The organism is Nocardioides sp. (genome assembly GCA_037045645.1).
Classification (GTDB): domain Bacteria; phylum Actinomycetota; class Actinomycetes; order Propionibacteriales; family Nocardioidaceae; genus Nocardioides.
In genome coordinates this window covers 1468318-1482666 of record JBAOIH010000001.1, presented here as the reverse complement: position 1 = coordinate 1482666, position 14349 = coordinate 1468318, and the positions used below count along the sequence as shown (strand labels likewise).

Below are 14349 nucleotides of genomic sequence, written 5' to 3'. Positions count from 1 at the left end.
GCGCGCGGCGCGGAGCAGACGCGACAGGTCGGCGCCGTCGCGCGGAGCAGACGCGACAGGTCAGCGCCCTCGCGCGGAGCAGACGCGACAGGTCAGCGCCCTCGCGCGGAGCAGACGCGACAGGTCAGCGTACGAGCAGGGCGGCGACAGCCACCACGCCCACGACCACGATCACGGCACGCAAGACGTTCGCCGGCAGCCGTCGCCCCACCGTGGCGCCGATCTGTCCGCCGACGATCGACCCTGCCGCGATCAGCCCGGCGACCCGCCAGTCGACGTCGGCGACCGCGATGAAGAGCAGCGCCGACACCCCATTGACGAGCAGGGCAAGGATGTTCTTGGTGGCGTTGTGCCGCTGCATCGTGTCGACCACTCCGATGCCCAGGATCGCCATCAGCAGCACACCTTGGGCAGCCCCGAAGTAGCCGCCATAGATCCCGGCGGCGAAGACTGCCGGCCAGACCCACCACAGGCCGTGATCTGGGATCACGTCACGTCCACCCGCACGCCGAGCCACCCACGCCGATACCCGAGGTCCGATGATGACCAACACCACGCCGAGCGCGATCAGTGCGGGGACGATGGCGTCGAAGGCGCTTGACGGCAGCACCAGCAAGAGCACCCCGCCGAGCAGTCCCCCGAGCAGGGAAGCCGAGCCGAGCCGGATCAGGCGATCACGCTGACCGGTGAGTTCACGTCGATAACCGATCGAACCGGAGATGGTGCCGGGCACCAGTCCGACGGTGTTGGACACGTTGGCGACCACCGGTGGGAAACCGAACGCCAAGAGGGTCGGGAACGTGATGAGCGTTCCCGACCCCACGATGGTGTTGATGGTGCCTGCGGCCATCCCGGCGAGCAGGATCGCCGCGATCTCGAAGGGACTCACTGAGCCGAGGGATCCTCCGGTACGTCGGAGACCTTGGCGGACGCCCCGGGATTGGCAGCGGTCTCCGCCTCGGCGATCGCCTCGCGTACGGCCTCGTTGGTCGCGCTCAACTCACGATCTGCCGCCGCCGGGAGCCGAGGCTCGCTCGGACCCATGTCGACGCGCTTGCGGGGCGAGGAGTCCTTCGGGATTCCCGCGATCTCGTTCAGCGACGACCCGAGCCCCTCCATGGCCTTGGTGATCTCAGATGGGATCACCCACACCTTGTTGGCACTGCCCTCGGCGATCTTCGGCATCATCTGCAGGTACTGGTACGCCAGCAGACCCTGGTCGGGTTGGCCGTCGTGGATGGCCTGGAAGACCGTTTGGATGGCCTGGCCCTCACCTTGGGCACGCAGGATCGCCGCCTCCCGGTCGGCCTGGGCGCGCAGGATCTGCGACTCGCGCTCGCCCTCCGCGTTCAAGATCGCGGACTGCTTGTTGCCCTCTGCGGTCAGGATCGCGGACTGCCGCTCACCCTCGGCGGTGAGGATGACCGCACGCTTGTCACGGTCGGCGCGCATCTGCTTCTCCATCGCGTCCTTGATGGACGGCGGCGGGTCGATGCCCTTGATCTCGACGCGCTTGACCTTGATGCCCCAGCGGCCGGTGGCCTCGTCGAGCACGCTCATCAACCGAGTGTTGATCGAGTCACGGCTGGTCAGCGTCTCCTCGAGGTCCATCCCACCGACGATGTTGCGCAGGGTGGTCATCGTGAGCTGCTCGACGGCCTGGATGTAGTTCGCGATCTCGTACGTCGCAGCCACCGGATCGGTGACCTGGAAGTAGATCACCGTGTCGATCGACACCGTCAGGTTGTCCTCGGTGATCACCGGCTGCGGCGGGAAACTGACAACCTGCTCACGCAGGTCGATCAGATAGCGCACCCGGTCGACGAAGGGCACGACCATCTTCAGGCCCGGGTCGAGAGTCTGCTGATAGCGCCCGAACCGCTCGACGATGCCGGCGCGAGCCTGCGGAATGATCTTCACCGTCTTGGCCAGCATGAAGATGATGAACAGGCCGAGAATGGCGACCAGAGCCGCCAGGACCGTAGGCATGGTGTTTCCTCTCAGTTGGGCAAGTGAACCGGTGGGAGCTCGAGGGGATTCGGGGCGTAAGTGAGCGACCCGGTGAAGTCGTCCATTTGGGCGTCGCCGGCGCAGTTGCGACGGCCCAAGCCCTCGACCAGGACGGCCGGCACGACGACGAACGACAGCGTCAACACGGCCCGTTCAGGCCTTCGGTTCGGTGGGCGGGTCGAGCTCGCCCAGCGGATAGACGTACGCGGTCGCCCCTCGGATCTCGAAGACCTCGACGGGTGCTCCGAGCGGGATCGTCAGGGAGTCGTCGAAGGGCTGGGCACTCCACGTCTCGCCACCGAGCTTGACCTGGCCGGGTGTGCCCGCAGTGATCTCATGGGTGACCACACCGCGCATGCCGATCAGTTGGGTGTGACCGAGTTTGAGTTCGGGGCTGTTATGCAGTCTCTTCAACAGGCTGGGCCGGATCAGGGCAAGGCACGCCACGGCCGCGCCGAGCCCGAGCAGCACCTGGGCGATGCCGGGGAGCCCGACGAGTGCGGCGATCAGTCCGACGCCCGCCCCGACTGCGAGCATGCCGAGCACCAGATCGAGGCTCAACATCTCCCCGATGGCCAGCAGCATCATCAGCGCAAGCCAGGTCTCCCACGCATGCTCGCTCAGCCACTCCATGGTCCGACCCTATCCCGGGCGGTCCAGCGTCGATCACGGCGCGCGGCGGGTGCGCCGACGGGCGGCCCAGCGTTCGTCGGCCCTCGTGACGACCAACGGCATCGCGAATGTCGCGGACAGGTGCTCTTCGGTGATGACCTGGTCCAGCAGTCCTTGCGCGGTCACGCGACCGTCCCGCAAGAGCAGTGCGTGCGAGAAGCCCGGGGGGATCTCCTCCACGTGGTGGCTGACCAGCACGGTCGCGGGCGAGTCGGGATCGTAGGCCAGCGTCGACAACGTGGACACCAGATCCTCACGACCCCCGAGATCGAGCCCGGCCGCGGGCTCGTCCAACAGCAACAACTCCGGGTCGGTCATCAAGGCGCGCGCGATCTGGACGCGCTTGCGCTCACCCTCCGACAGGGTCCCGAACGTGCGATCGAGCAGATGCCCGGCACCGACCTCACGCAGGAGTTCGTACGCCCGCTCGTGGTCGAGGTCGTCGTACGACTCTCGCCACCGTCCGACCACACCGTAGGACGCGGAGACGACGACGTCGCGTACGGCCTCCCCGCGCGGGATCCGCTCCCCCAGCGCCGCCGACGTCAAGCCGATGCGAGGCCGCAACTCGAAGACGTCGACAGTTCCGAGGACCTCTTCCAGCACACCCGCGACCCCGGAGGTCGGGTGCAGCAGCGCAGCCGCGACCTGGATCAGCGTGGTCTTGCCGGCGCCGTTCGGACCGAGGATCACCCAGCGCTCGTCCTCTTCGACGACCCAGTTGATCGAGTCCAGCAAGGTGGCCTGTCCGCGCTTGACCGTGACGTCGGCGAACTCCAATACGGCGGCCATGGCGCCACCCTAACCGGACGCATGGTCGCAACGTACGCTCACCGGCGTGGAGGACGAATTGGTGCCTGGGTGCGTCTTCGACGCGTGGTGGGGCACCGCTTGGCTGCGTGGTCTCACCCCAGCCGACACCCTGTTCACCCACAGCCGCCTGACCGTGGACGAGGTTCGACTCCTGCGGATGAGCGGATCGGACCAGGTCGGGATCGCGTTGCCTACCGAGGGCGATCCCGTCGGCCTCGGCGGACCTCCGGACTTCAACTCGGCGGCACTGCACGAGGGCGAAGCGCTGGTCGCCGGCGGTTTGGGACTCGTGCTGACCGAAGGTGGCTGGCAAGCCTATGACGCACGTCCGCGCCAGCTCGTGGACTTCGGCGAAGCCCGCCGACAGCTGCGCGCCACCGTCATCTCGGTCTCCGATGCTGTTGCCGCACTGGACGTAGCCAGCGCCAACACCGATGCCGCAGACGGTCTGCTGAACTTGGGGTCCGGCATTGATGCAATCGGCGCCCCAGGCACCCCCTTCGAATGTGTCCGGTTGGCCTTCGAGGGCGCCCGCGCGATCGCCATCGTCCGTGCTGCACTAGCCGACGACGGCGGTGCCCTCAGCGCCAGCGCCGCGCAAACTCGGCGCAGTGCGCTGCAGCCGCTGGATCGCGCCGGCAGGCGCGCCCTGGTGGCGGCATGCTCGCCCGAGGTGTGGCCACCGCAGTGAGCGGCACGCCCGGCGGACTAAGGTCGGGCCTTGCTATGAGTCCCTTCAGCGAGCCCGACACGCCGAAGACACTGCTGATCACGCTGTCGGGCAAGGATCGACCCGGCGTAACCGCGGCCATCTTCCGCACCCTCAGCAAGGCCGGTGTGGAGGTGATCGACGTAGAACAGATCGTGCTGCGCCGTCGACTCATCCTGGGTGTGCACGTCAGCGCGCCACGCGACTGGAAACGCATGCGGGACGCCGTGGCGGCGCGCGCGGCCGAGCTCGGCATGGCCGTGGAGATCACCCGGACCTCTCCCGAGAAGCCTCGCTCCCGCGCGACGCGAGCCGACGTCACGATCCTCGGTGCACCGCTGAAGGCGTCGTCGTTTGCCGCCATCACCGGGCGGATCGCGGACTCGGGCACCAATATCGACCGGATCGAACGCCTGGCCGACTATCCCGTCACCGCGATCAACCTCAAGGTGTCGGGCACCCAGGTCGACCGACTGCGCACCAGCCTGACCGCCGATGCCCGCTCGCTCGGGGTCGACATCGCGGTGCAGATCGACAACATCTACCGGCGCGGCGTACGCCTGGTCGTGATGGATGTCGACTCGACCCTGATCCAAGGCGAGGTGATCGAGATGCTCGCCGCCCATGCCGGACGCGAAGCCGAGGTCGCGGCCATCACCGAACTCGCGATGCGTGGAGAGATCGACTTCGAACAATCGCTGCGTCAGCGGGTGGCCGCGCTCGCCGGGCTGCCGGACTCGGTGTTCGACGACGTCTACGACGCCATCGAACTCAACCCCGGAGCTCGTACGCTCGTCCGCACCCTGCGCCGTCTGGGCTACCGCTTCGCCCTGGTGTCGGGTGGGTTCACCCAGATCACCGACCGGTTGGCAGCCGACCTGGGCATCCACTTCTCACGTGCCAACACCCTCGAGGTCGTCGACGGACACCTCACCGGCGGTCTCGTCGGGCCGATCGTCGATCGCGCGGGCAAGGCCGAGGCGTTATTGGAGTATGCCGCGCGGATCGGCATCAGTGCCGACGCCGTGATCGCGATCGGCGACGGGGCCAACGACCTGGACATGCTCAACGCCGCCGGGCTCGGGATCGCGTACAACGCCAAACCCGTGGTCCAACAATCCGCCGACACCTCGGTGAACGTGCCGTATCTCGATTCGATCCTGTATCTGATGGGTGTCACCCGCGACCAGGTCGAGGCTGCAGACGCGGCGGCCGGCTTCGACACCCCGGCTCCCCCCGTCCGTTGAGTTGGGTGTCCCTGACCCTTGAGTTTGGCCTGCCTAGGTGTTGAGTTGGCGCTCCCCGGCTGTTCACTCTCGCATCCCTGACCCGGGCACTCACCCGGGTCCCATGATCGGGGAATGGCGTCGACAAGACACCCCCCGCAGCCTATTCACACCGGAGGAAAGGTGTTGGGTCGATGGCTTCATGCAGCGGGTGCGGGAATCAACTCACCGCCCAGCAGCGGTTCTGCGGCCGATGCGGAACACTCCAGGTGGAATCCTCGACGCCCCCTGACGCCCAGGCACAGAGTCACGTTGCGCCCGGTGTGAGCTGGTCGCCCGCGACCTCGGTATCCATGCAGGCAGTGACAGGTTCCGTGGCACAGGAGTTGCGGACGCTGCCCAAGTGGGCGATCGGCGTGATCGCCGGTGCTGCTCTGCTGACCTGCTTCCTGGGGATCGGGTTCGTCGTAGGCCTTGCGTCCGGCGGCTCTCCCGAATCGGTCGCGCAGCGATACGTCGAAGTGGGCTGGGACCACGACTGTGACGCCATCATGGAAGCTCGAGTACCAGCCCGACGAGTCGACCTGCTCCTGGATGTCGCCTGGAATCACCGTCTCGGTGAGCGACGCCAAGACCGTGCGGGAGTTGAGACCCAGCGACGAGGAGTGGGAGGAAGAGGAAGTGCCCGCAGTGGCTGGGAAGGCTGTTGTGGTGAGAGTCGAATACTCGATCGGCATGTTGAACGATTCTGAAGAAGTCACCTTGGCCAAGATCAACGGAGACTGGAAGGTCCTCTGACTCAGCCCGTGGGGCCGTGGAGTGCGACCACACGGCAGCCGGCGTACGCCAACTCAGACCAATCCCCGGGGACCTCCAGGATCGCCGCGGTCCCGGGTTCGAAGCCGTACGACCCGCGGCCCCAGGTGCCGTCGTCGAGTTGATGCACCAGCATGCTCAGAGTCGGGTTGTGTCCCACGACCAGGAACGTCCGCGCGGTCGCGTCCGTGTCCCGGATCAGGTCGAGAGCCGTCTCAGCGCTGGCCGAATAGAGCGCCTCGCTGATCTGCGGGACGATCTGCCATCCCGCCGAGCCCGCGACACCACGCCACGTCTGTTGCGCGCGTCGCGCTGCCGACACCAGCGCGGCATCCGGGCGTACGCCCTGGCCACTGAGCCAGGTGCCCATCCATCCGGCCTCGCGCACACCTCGGGGGGCCAGTGCACGCGCCGAGTCGCCCGCACCCGCCGACTCGGCGGTGGCGTGCCGCATGAGCACCAGCCGTCTCGCCTCGGTCATCTGCAATTCCCTCCAGAGTCATGTCCGCAGACACTGTTCCAGCCGATAGCCTTCCGTGTCATGCATACCTCAGGTCCCGGCACGCTGATGATCATCGGCGGCGCCGAGGACAAGCTTCCGCAAGCGCACCATCCTCAAGGAATTCGTCGCCGCCAGCGGCGGCAAGGACGCGCGGATCGTCGTGATCCCGACGGCGTCCTCGCTCGGTGACGAAGTGGTGGAGGTGTACGACGCGCTATTCGGTCGCCTCGGTGCCGCCCGGGTCGACGCCATCCGTCCCGAGACCCGAGCCGACGCCCACAAGCCCGACCTCGTCGAACTCCTCGACGAGGCGACCGGGGTCTTCATGACCGGCGGCAACCAGCTCAAACTGTCGGCGATCGTGTGCGGTACGCCCGTGGGTGACGCGATCGTGCGAGCCCATGAGCGAGGCGTCGTGGTGGCGGGCACGTCAGCCGGTGCCTCCATCCAGTCCTCGCATATGGTCGCCTTTGGGGTCGGCGGGGCGACCCCCAAGCAGCGGATGACCCAGGTCGCGGCTGGGCTGGGCCTGGTCGACGGCGTCGTCATCGACCAGCACTTCGAGCAACGCAACCGCTATGGCCGTCTGCTGATGATCGTGTCGCAGTCGCCGCAACTGCTCGGCATCGGCATCGACGAGGACACCTGTGCGGTCGTCGAGGAGCGCGACGGGCACCAGGTGCTGCGCGTGATCGGCCGAGGCGCGGTGACCGTCTTCGATCCCGCCCAGATGGTGACCAACGCGTACGAAGCCCGCCGCTCGGCGCCCCTGCTCGCCAGCGGCGTCATGCTGCACGTGCTGCCGTCCGGGACGGCGTACGACCTCACCGCGCGCGCCCTGGTCCCACCCGCCACCCAGGTCTCGGCCGAGGACGCCGCCGAGATCGCCGAGGCCCAGACCGATATGCGCCAGATGGCGCGAGACATCGCAGCGGCGGACAAGTCCCCGCAGGCACTGCGCGCGCGTCTGGCCCGCAAGCGAAGCCAGTCCAAGAAGCGCTCGAAGTCCACGTCCGACGACAAGTAGGAGCACCCGCGTGACCGCGACACCCGATCTGACGATCCTCGACACCCGCGTCTACCGCGGTGCGAACATCTGGTCCTACGACAAGTCGATCCACCTCGTCGTGGACCTCGGCTCCTTGGAGGACTATCCGACCGATCGGCTGCCGGGCTTCACCGACAATCTCCTGCAGATGCTACCCGGTCTGCGCGAGCACTCCTGCTCGCGCGGTCGTCGCGGCGGCTTCGTCGAGCGGCTGCAGGAGGGCACCTGGCTGGGCCACGTCGCCGAGCACTGTGCGCTCGCGCTGCAGCAGGTCGTCGGCCACGACATCCGCCGGGGCAAGACCCGTCAGGTCAAGGGTCAGCCGGGCCACTACAACGTCATCTACGGCTATGTGGACGAGAACGTCGGCCTGGCCGCGGGGCGGTTGGCCGTACGCCTGGTCAATCACCTCGTCTCCACCGAGGCGGACTTCCACTGGGACGAGGAACTCGAGGCCTACATCCGACGTGCCGAGCGCAGTGCTTTCGGACCGTCGACCCAGGCGATCGTCGACGAGGCCGTCTCGCGCGACATCCCGTGGATCCGGCTCAATCAGTATTCCCTCGTCCAACTCGGCCAGGGAGTGCACGCCAAGCGCATCCGCGCCACGATGACCTCGGAGACCAGTTCGATCGCGGTCGACGTGGCCTCGGACAAGGACCTCACCACGAAGCTGCTGGGTGCCGCCGGTCTGCCGGTCCCCAAGCAGGAGACCGTACGGTCCGCGGACGGCGCGGTCGCCGCTGCGCGCCGGATCGGGTATCCCGTGGTGGTCAAGCCCCTGGACGGCAACCACGGCCGCGGGGTGTGCCTCGATCTGCAGGACGAGGAAGACGTACGAGCGGCGTATCCGATCGCGGAAGAGCAGTCACGTCGCGGCTATGTGATCGTCGAGTCGTTCGTGACCGGCAAGGACTACCGCTGTCTGATCATCAACGGGCGGATGGAGGCGATCGCCGAGCGCGTCCCCGCTTCGGTGACCGGTGACGGCTCCTCGACGGTGCAAGAACTCGTCGACCTGACCAACGCCGACCCCCGCCGCGGCGTCGGCCACGAGAAGGTGCTGACCCGGATCAAGATCGACGCGGCAGCCGAGGAGGTTCTCACCAGTCAGGGGCACACCCTCGACTCGGTGCCCGCCGAGGGTGAGATGGTCAAGCTCGCGCTGACCGGCAATATGTCCACCGGAGGCATCTCGATCGACCGCACCTTCGAGGCGCACCCCGAGAACGTGGAGATCGCCGAGGAAGCGGCCCGGATGATCGGACTCGACATTGCGGGCATCGACTTCATCTGCCCCGACATCACCGAGCCCGTACGCGAGACCGGCGGAGCGATCTGCGAGGTCAACGCGGCCCCGGGCTTCCGGATGCACACCCACCCGACCATCGGCGAGCCCCAATTCATCGCCAAGCCGGTCGTGGACATGCTCTTCCCACCCGGCACCACCGCACGCATCCCGATCGTCGCGGTGACGGGCACCAACGGCAAGACGACCACCTCACGGATGATCAGCCACATCTTCAAGGGGCTGGGCCGCAAGGTCGGCATGACCTCGACCGACGGCGTCGTCATCGACGAGCGCCTGCTGATCCGCGCCGATGCGTCCGGACCCCGCTCGGCTCGGATGGTGTTGCAGAACCCGCGCGTCGACTTCGCCGTCTTCGAGGTGGCGCGTGGTGGGATCCTGCGCGAGGGCCTGGGGTACGAGCGCAACGACGTCGCCGTGGTCCTCAACGTGCAGCCCGACCACCTGGGTCTGCGCGGCATCGACACCGTGGAGCAGTTGGCCGACGTCAAGGCGGTCGTGGTCGAGGCGGTGCCGCGCGACGGCCACGCGGTGCTCAACGCCGACGACCCGCTCGTACGCAACATGCGGCGGCGTTGCTCGGGCAGCATCGTGTGGTTCTCGATGGCCGAGCCAGGCTCGGAGGAGCGCGACATGATCGACGCGCACTGCCGTCGCGGCGGCAAGGCGATCGTGCTGAATCAGACCGAGCGCGGCGAGATGATCCTGGTCAAGCACGGCCCGCGTGAGATGCAGTTGGCGTGGGTGCACCTGCTGCCTGCGACCTTCGGCGGCAAGGCGCGGATGAACGTACAGAACACCTTGGCCGCAGCCGCGGCAGCGTTCGCGGCAGGTGCTCCCCTGCACGACATCCGGCAGGGTCTGCGGACCTTCTCGACCAACTACTACCTCTCCCCCGGCCGCCTCAACGAGGTCGAGGTCAACGGCGTCAACGTGATCGTCGACTACTGCCACAACGCTCCGGGAATGCGGATGTTGGGCGACTTCGTCGACCGGGTCGGCGACTCGCTCACGTCCTCGCACGAACTCGGCAAGCCTTCGCGGATCGGTGTCATCGCCACCGCTGGCGACCGTCGCGACGAGGACATGCGCGAACTCGGCGAGGTCGCGGCCCACCACTTCGACGTCGTGATCGTCCGCGAGGACGTCACGCTGCGTGGTCGTGAGCGCGGTGAGACCTCGACACTGGTGGCCGAAGGCGTACGCCGGGCGATGGCCGAGGGGGCGCGTTGCAAACAGGTCGAGATCATCACCGTGGAGATCGAGGCCGTAAGCCACGCGATGGCGCGTGCGAACCCCGGCGACCTCGTGGTGATCTGCGTGGACAAGCACCCGCAGGTGATGAGCGAGCTGGAGAACTGGTCGCTGCAGGCGCAGGCCGGTGCGGGCAACGAGGACCTGCCGACGGCTGACCCGGATTACGTCGCGCCGGAGGCCTGACGCACCTTGTCGCCCAGGGTCTCAGGAGTGTCCGACGTACCGCCGTGGGCAGCGATCCAGTCGTAGCACTCCTGGCGCTCGGCGTGGCACATCAGGCCGATCACGTCGCCGGGCACAGCACGGGTGACGAGTGCTTCCAAAGAGGCGAGTTCGGTGTCGTAGCTGTCCGCACCCTCGAAGCCGACCCGCTCCAGGCCCTCGCGCAACAAGCCGTCCAGTTCGTCACGTGTGCGGCCACGCAGGTACTTGAGCTTGTGCCCGATCGCGATGTCATCGCAGGCCATCCCCGCGATCTCGCCCAGTCGTACGATCAGGTCGTCCTGGCGGTCTCCCACGGCACCCAGCCCGAGTCGCAGCGCACGCTCGGGTGGACGTACGCCCGCCATGATCTCCAGCAACGCCTCCAGCCCGGCCTCGTTGTGTGCCAGGTCCATCACGACCGAGACGACGCCGCCCTCGACGGGGACGCTGAAGAAATTCATCCGGCCCGGGTTGTGCTCGGCGTCCGGGCGGAAGTCACGCAAGCCCTCGATCACGACCGCCCGAGGCAATCCGATGGCTAATCCGGCCGACGCCGCAGCCAGTGCGTTCTCGACGTTGAAGCGCGAAAGTCCCGCCAGCGTCATCGGTACGTCTACGAGTTCGAGCAGCGGGTCGGGGTCGGCGTGCGGCTTGAGCACCGAGATCCAGCCGTCGATCACGGTCGTGGCGCGGCCCCCGTCGGTCAGCGTCTCGCGGATCCCGGGCGAGTCCGGGTCGCGCGAGAAGACCCACGGCTGGGCCTTGATCGTCGACCGCATCGCGTACACGCGTGGATCGTCGGCGTTCAGCACCGCCCACCCGCTGCGCCGGGTGATCTTGGGGACGACGCCCTTGACCTCCGCCAACTGATCGAGCGTGTCGATCCCGTGCAGCCCCAGGTGGTCCGCGCTGACGTTGGTCACGACGGAGACGTCGTTGCGGGTCAGACCGATGCCCTTGAGCAGGATGCCGCCGCGGGCGGTCTCGGTGACGGCGAACTCGACCTGCTTGTGCGCCAACACTCGGCCAGCACCGCTGGGACCGGAGTAGTCACCGGCCTCGACCAGCTCGCCATCTATATAGATGCCGTCGGTGTTGGACCAGCCGGTGAGTTTGCCGGCCGTCCGCGCCAGGTGCGCGATCATCCGGCTGGTGGTCGTCTTGCCGTTGGTGCCGGTGACGGCGACGACCGGGATCTTGGGCGTGATCGTCGTCGGCTGCGCACCAGGCTCGGCTGTCGCGACAGCGGCTGCGGCCTCGCTGATCACGGCCTCGAGGTCGGCGCTGGGCAGGGCATCGAGCACGGCTGCCACCGCCTCGCCCATCGCGCGCCCGCGACCGCGATGCCGCCAGGGGTAGGCCACCACGATCTGGTGCGGGTCGTGGGTCGAACGCACCCGGATGGCCAGCCGCTTGGTCCCGCTCTCCTCGGCGATCGCGCGTACCAGGCGAGCGACCGCGCGGGTGGCGAACCGCTGCCGGAAGCCGGTGTCCGGCTCGCCGGGTCTGGCGTTGCGAAGGCCGATACGGGTCGCGAGGGCCTTCGCGCGTTCGGTGGGCGCGTGCGCGAGGGTGCTGATGTCGAGCGTGAGCTTGATGGCGGCACGCGGGAAGTAGAGGTTGGGCCCCTCAAGGACGCGGAGTTCGACCAGGGAAGTCACCTACGGAAACCTAGCGTCTCGCTCGGCGCTGCGTCCCTCACAACCCCATCGCGTGGAAACCGCCGTCCACGTGCACGATCTCCCCGGTCGTGGCGGGGAAGAAGTCGCTCAACAGCGCACACACCGCACGTGCGGTCGGCTCGTGGTCACTCTCGTCCCAGCCGAGCGGCGCCCGGTCCTTCCAGGACGACTCCAGTGCCTCGAACCCGGGGATCGCCTTCGCGGCAAGCGTCTTGAGGGGTCCGGCGGAGACCAGGTTGCAGCGAATCCCGTCCGGACCCAGGTCGCGGGCGACATAGCGCGAGGTGTTCTCCAGCGCGGCCTTGGCCACGCCCATCCAGTCGTACGACGGCCACGCCGTGGTGGCATCGAAGGTGAGGCCGACGATCGACCCGCCGCTGCTCATCAGCGGGCGACAGGCCACGGCGAGGCTCTTCAGCGAGTACGCCGACACCTGCACTGCCTGGGCCACGTCCTCCCACGGACCGTCGAGGAACTTGCCACCCAGCAGCGTTTCGGGGTTGCCGTAGGCGATCGAGTGCACCACCCCGTCGAGACCGTCCACATGCTCGCGGACCGCGTCGGCGAGCCCGTCGAGGTGGCCCTGGTCGGTGACGTCGAGTTCGAGCACGGGTGGCTCGCTGGGCAGCCTCTTGGCGATGCGGCGGGTGATGCCGAGCGCGCGACCGAAGTTGGAGATCAGCACGGTCGCACCTTGCTCCTGGGCGATCTTGGCGGTCGCGAAACCGATCGAGGAGTCCATGGTCACGCCGGCGACCAGGATCCGCTTGCCTTCGAGGATGCCTGCCATGGCACCGTCCTTTCGTTGAGTTGGGTCTCGCTAGGGGTTGAGTTGGGAGTCAGTGCCCCATGCCGAGGCCGCCGTCGACGGGAATGACGGCGCCGGTGACGTACGCGGCCCCGTCGGAGGCCAACCAGGTCACTGCGGAGGCGACCTCGTCCGTGCTGGCATAGCGACCCAGCGGGACCTGCGCCTTGATTGCGGCCTTCTGCTCGTCGGTGAGGACATCGGTCATGTCGGTCTCGACGAAGCCGGGTGAGACCACGTTGGCGGTGATCCCACGGGATCCGAGCTCGCGCGCGAGGGAGCGAGCCAGGCCGACCAGACCCGACTTGGAGGCCGCATAGTTGACCTGGCCGGCCGAACCCAGCAGGCCGACCACGCTGGAGATGAAGATGACCCGTCCCCGACGCAGCCGCAACATCCCCTTCGCGGCCCGTTTGGCCAGGCGGTAGGAGCCGGTGAGGTTGGTGTCGATCACGCTCGACCAGTCGTCTTCGTTCATCCGCAACAGCAAGGTGTCCTTGGTGATCCCGGCGTTGGCGACCAGCACTTCCACCGGGCCATGTGCTTCCTCGATCGTCGCGAATGCTGCCTCGACCGCTGCGGGATCGGTGATGTCGCAGCGCACGTCCAGCGCGCCTTCCGGCGCGCCGCCGTTGCGGGTGGTGACGGCGACGTTGTCGCCCAGTCGTACGAACTGCTCGGCGATCGCGCGGCCGATGCCGCGGTTGCCTCCGGTGACCAGGACGGATCGTGGGGTACTCACCGCTTTGACGCTAGTGATTACCGATTAGTACGCCGAATCACACCGGCCCGCGCCCCGGATGCGGATCGGTCTCGCGCAGGAATCCGCGCGCCGAGAGGAAGTCGGTCAACGAGGGCAGGTGCTCGTCGCAGGCCAGCCACACCTTGCGCCGTTCGGGGGTGTGGATCTTGGGGTTGTTCCAGCGCAGTTCCCACAACGCTGCGGCGGCGCAGCCCTTCGCAGAGCACACGTTCATCGGGTGCCTCCCAACTCTCGGTGCTGGTGGTTCGGGGTCTCGGGTCGGAAGCCGTCGTCGCGCTGATTGGCAGCGTTGGCGATTACCACCGCGACGTACGGCAGCAGCACCGCCCCGGCGATCAGCACCCAACGGAACCAGCCGGGACCCACCGCGACCGCGCCGATGACACACGCCGTACGGATCGCCATCGAGAACAGATAGCGGCGTTGGCGTGACGCGATCTCGTCGGCCTTGTTGGTCGGCGCCGAGGTGATGCGCAGCGGTCGATCGCTGCGGCGGTGTGGCATGGAGTCCATCGTACGACCGGCCGGGC

The 14349-nt window shown here is 67.7% G+C and carries 16 protein-coding genes; 6 read left to right on the top strand and 10 right to left on the bottom strand.

What is annotated here, in order from left to right:
* Positions 1-124 precede the first annotated feature (124 nt).
* From V9G04_07315 to V9G04_07300, 4 genes are all read right to left on the bottom strand, one after another.
* Positions 125-889: a sulfite exporter TauE/SafE family protein gene (locus tag V9G04_07315; GenBank protein ID MEI2713099.1), complete on the bottom strand. Its 765-nt coding sequence runs from the start codon at positions 887-889 to the stop codon at positions 125-127.
* A complete protein-coding gene (locus tag V9G04_07310) occupies positions 886-1989 on the bottom strand; it encodes an SPFH domain-containing protein (protein ID MEI2713098.1) in 1104 nt (367 codons plus the stop codon). Before V9G04_07310 ends, V9G04_07315 begins: the two co-directional genes overlap by 4 nt.
* Before the next feature lie 174 nt (positions 1990-2163).
* Entirely contained in the window at positions 2164-2643 is a 480-nt protein-coding gene (locus V9G04_07305; protein ID MEI2713097.1) for an NfeD family protein, read from the bottom strand.
* 33 nt (positions 2644-2676) lie between these two features.
* Positions 2677-3474: an ABC transporter ATP-binding protein gene (locus V9G04_07300; protein MEI2713096.1), complete on the bottom strand. Its 798-nt coding sequence runs from the start codon at positions 3472-3474 to the stop codon at positions 2677-2679.
* Between the two features lie 46 nt (positions 3475-3520).
* Here V9G04_07300 and V9G04_07295 point away from each other — a divergent pair, with 46 nt between their 5' ends.
* The 3 genes from V9G04_07295 (at position 3521) to V9G04_07285 (ending at position 6228) form a co-directional block, all read left to right on the top strand.
* Complete coding sequence (locus V9G04_07295; protein ID MEI2713095.1) at positions 3521-4186, top strand: hypothetical protein; 666 nt, start codon at positions 3521-3523, stop codon at positions 4184-4186.
* Positions 4187-4221: 35 nt separating this feature from the next.
* Complete coding sequence (gene serB / locus V9G04_07290; protein ID MEI2713094.1) at positions 4222-5451, top strand: phosphoserine phosphatase SerB; 1230 nt, start codon at positions 4222-4224, stop codon at positions 5449-5451.
* A gap of 597 nt (positions 5452-6048) precedes the next feature.
* Positions 6049-6228, top strand: a complete 180-nt coding sequence (locus tag V9G04_07285; protein ID MEI2713093.1) for a hypothetical protein — start codon at positions 6049-6051, stop codon at positions 6226-6228.
* A 1-nt stretch (position 6229) separates the two neighbouring features.
* Here the strand turns inward: V9G04_07285 and V9G04_07280 are convergent, their stop codons facing one another.
* A complete protein-coding gene (locus V9G04_07280; protein ID MEI2713092.1) occupies positions 6230-6727 on the bottom strand; it encodes a histidine phosphatase family protein in 498 nt (165 codons plus the stop codon).
* A 60-nt stretch (positions 6728-6787) separates the two neighbouring features.
* Between V9G04_07280 and V9G04_07275 the strand changes: the two genes are divergently transcribed.
* The 3 genes from V9G04_07275 to cphA are packed head-to-tail and all read left to right on the top strand — an operon-like array spanning position 6788 to position 10545.
* Positions 6788-6937 (top strand): hypothetical protein, encoded by a 150-nt coding sequence (locus tag V9G04_07275; GenBank protein MEI2713091.1) that lies wholly within the window; start codon positions 6788-6790, stop codon positions 6935-6937.
* Positions 6903-7775 (top strand): cyanophycinase, encoded by an 873-nt coding sequence (locus V9G04_07270; GenBank protein ID MEI2713090.1) that lies wholly within the window; start codon positions 6903-6905, stop codon positions 7773-7775. Before V9G04_07275 ends, V9G04_07270 begins: the two co-directional genes overlap by 35 nt.
* 10 nt (positions 7776-7785) lie before the next feature.
* A complete protein-coding gene (cphA, locus tag V9G04_07265) occupies positions 7786-10545 on the top strand; it encodes a cyanophycin synthetase (GenBank protein MEI2713089.1) in 2760 nt (919 codons plus the stop codon).
* Here the strand turns inward: cphA and V9G04_07260 are convergent.
* The 5 genes from V9G04_07260 to V9G04_07240 are packed head-to-tail and all read right to left on the bottom strand — an operon-like array spanning position 10524 to position 14323.
* Positions 10524-12227, bottom strand: coding sequence for a Mur ligase family protein (locus V9G04_07260; protein MEI2713088.1), 1704 nt, complete (start codon positions 12225-12227; stop codon positions 10524-10526). The genes cphA and V9G04_07260 overlap by 22 nt on opposite strands.
* Positions 12228-12264: 37 nt before the next feature.
* On the bottom strand, positions 12265-13038 hold the full coding sequence (gene fabI / locus V9G04_07255; protein ID MEI2713087.1) for an enoyl-ACP reductase FabI: 774 nt from the start codon (positions 13036-13038) through the stop codon (positions 12265-12267).
* Between the two features lie 49 nt (positions 13039-13087).
* A complete protein-coding gene (gene fabG / locus V9G04_07250; protein MEI2713086.1) occupies positions 13088-13798 on the bottom strand; it encodes a 3-oxoacyl-ACP reductase FabG in 711 nt (236 codons plus the stop codon).
* Positions 13799-13835: 37 nt separating this feature from the next.
* Complete coding sequence (locus V9G04_07245; protein MEI2713085.1) at positions 13836-14033, bottom strand: acetone carboxylase; 198 nt, start codon at positions 14031-14033, stop codon at positions 13836-13838.
* Positions 14030-14323: a DUF3099 domain-containing protein gene (locus tag V9G04_07240; GenBank protein ID MEI2713084.1), complete on the bottom strand. Its 294-nt coding sequence runs from the start codon at positions 14321-14323 to the stop codon at positions 14030-14032. Before V9G04_07240 ends, V9G04_07245 begins: the two co-directional genes overlap by 4 nt.
* Positions 14324-14349: the final 26 nt, after the last annotated feature.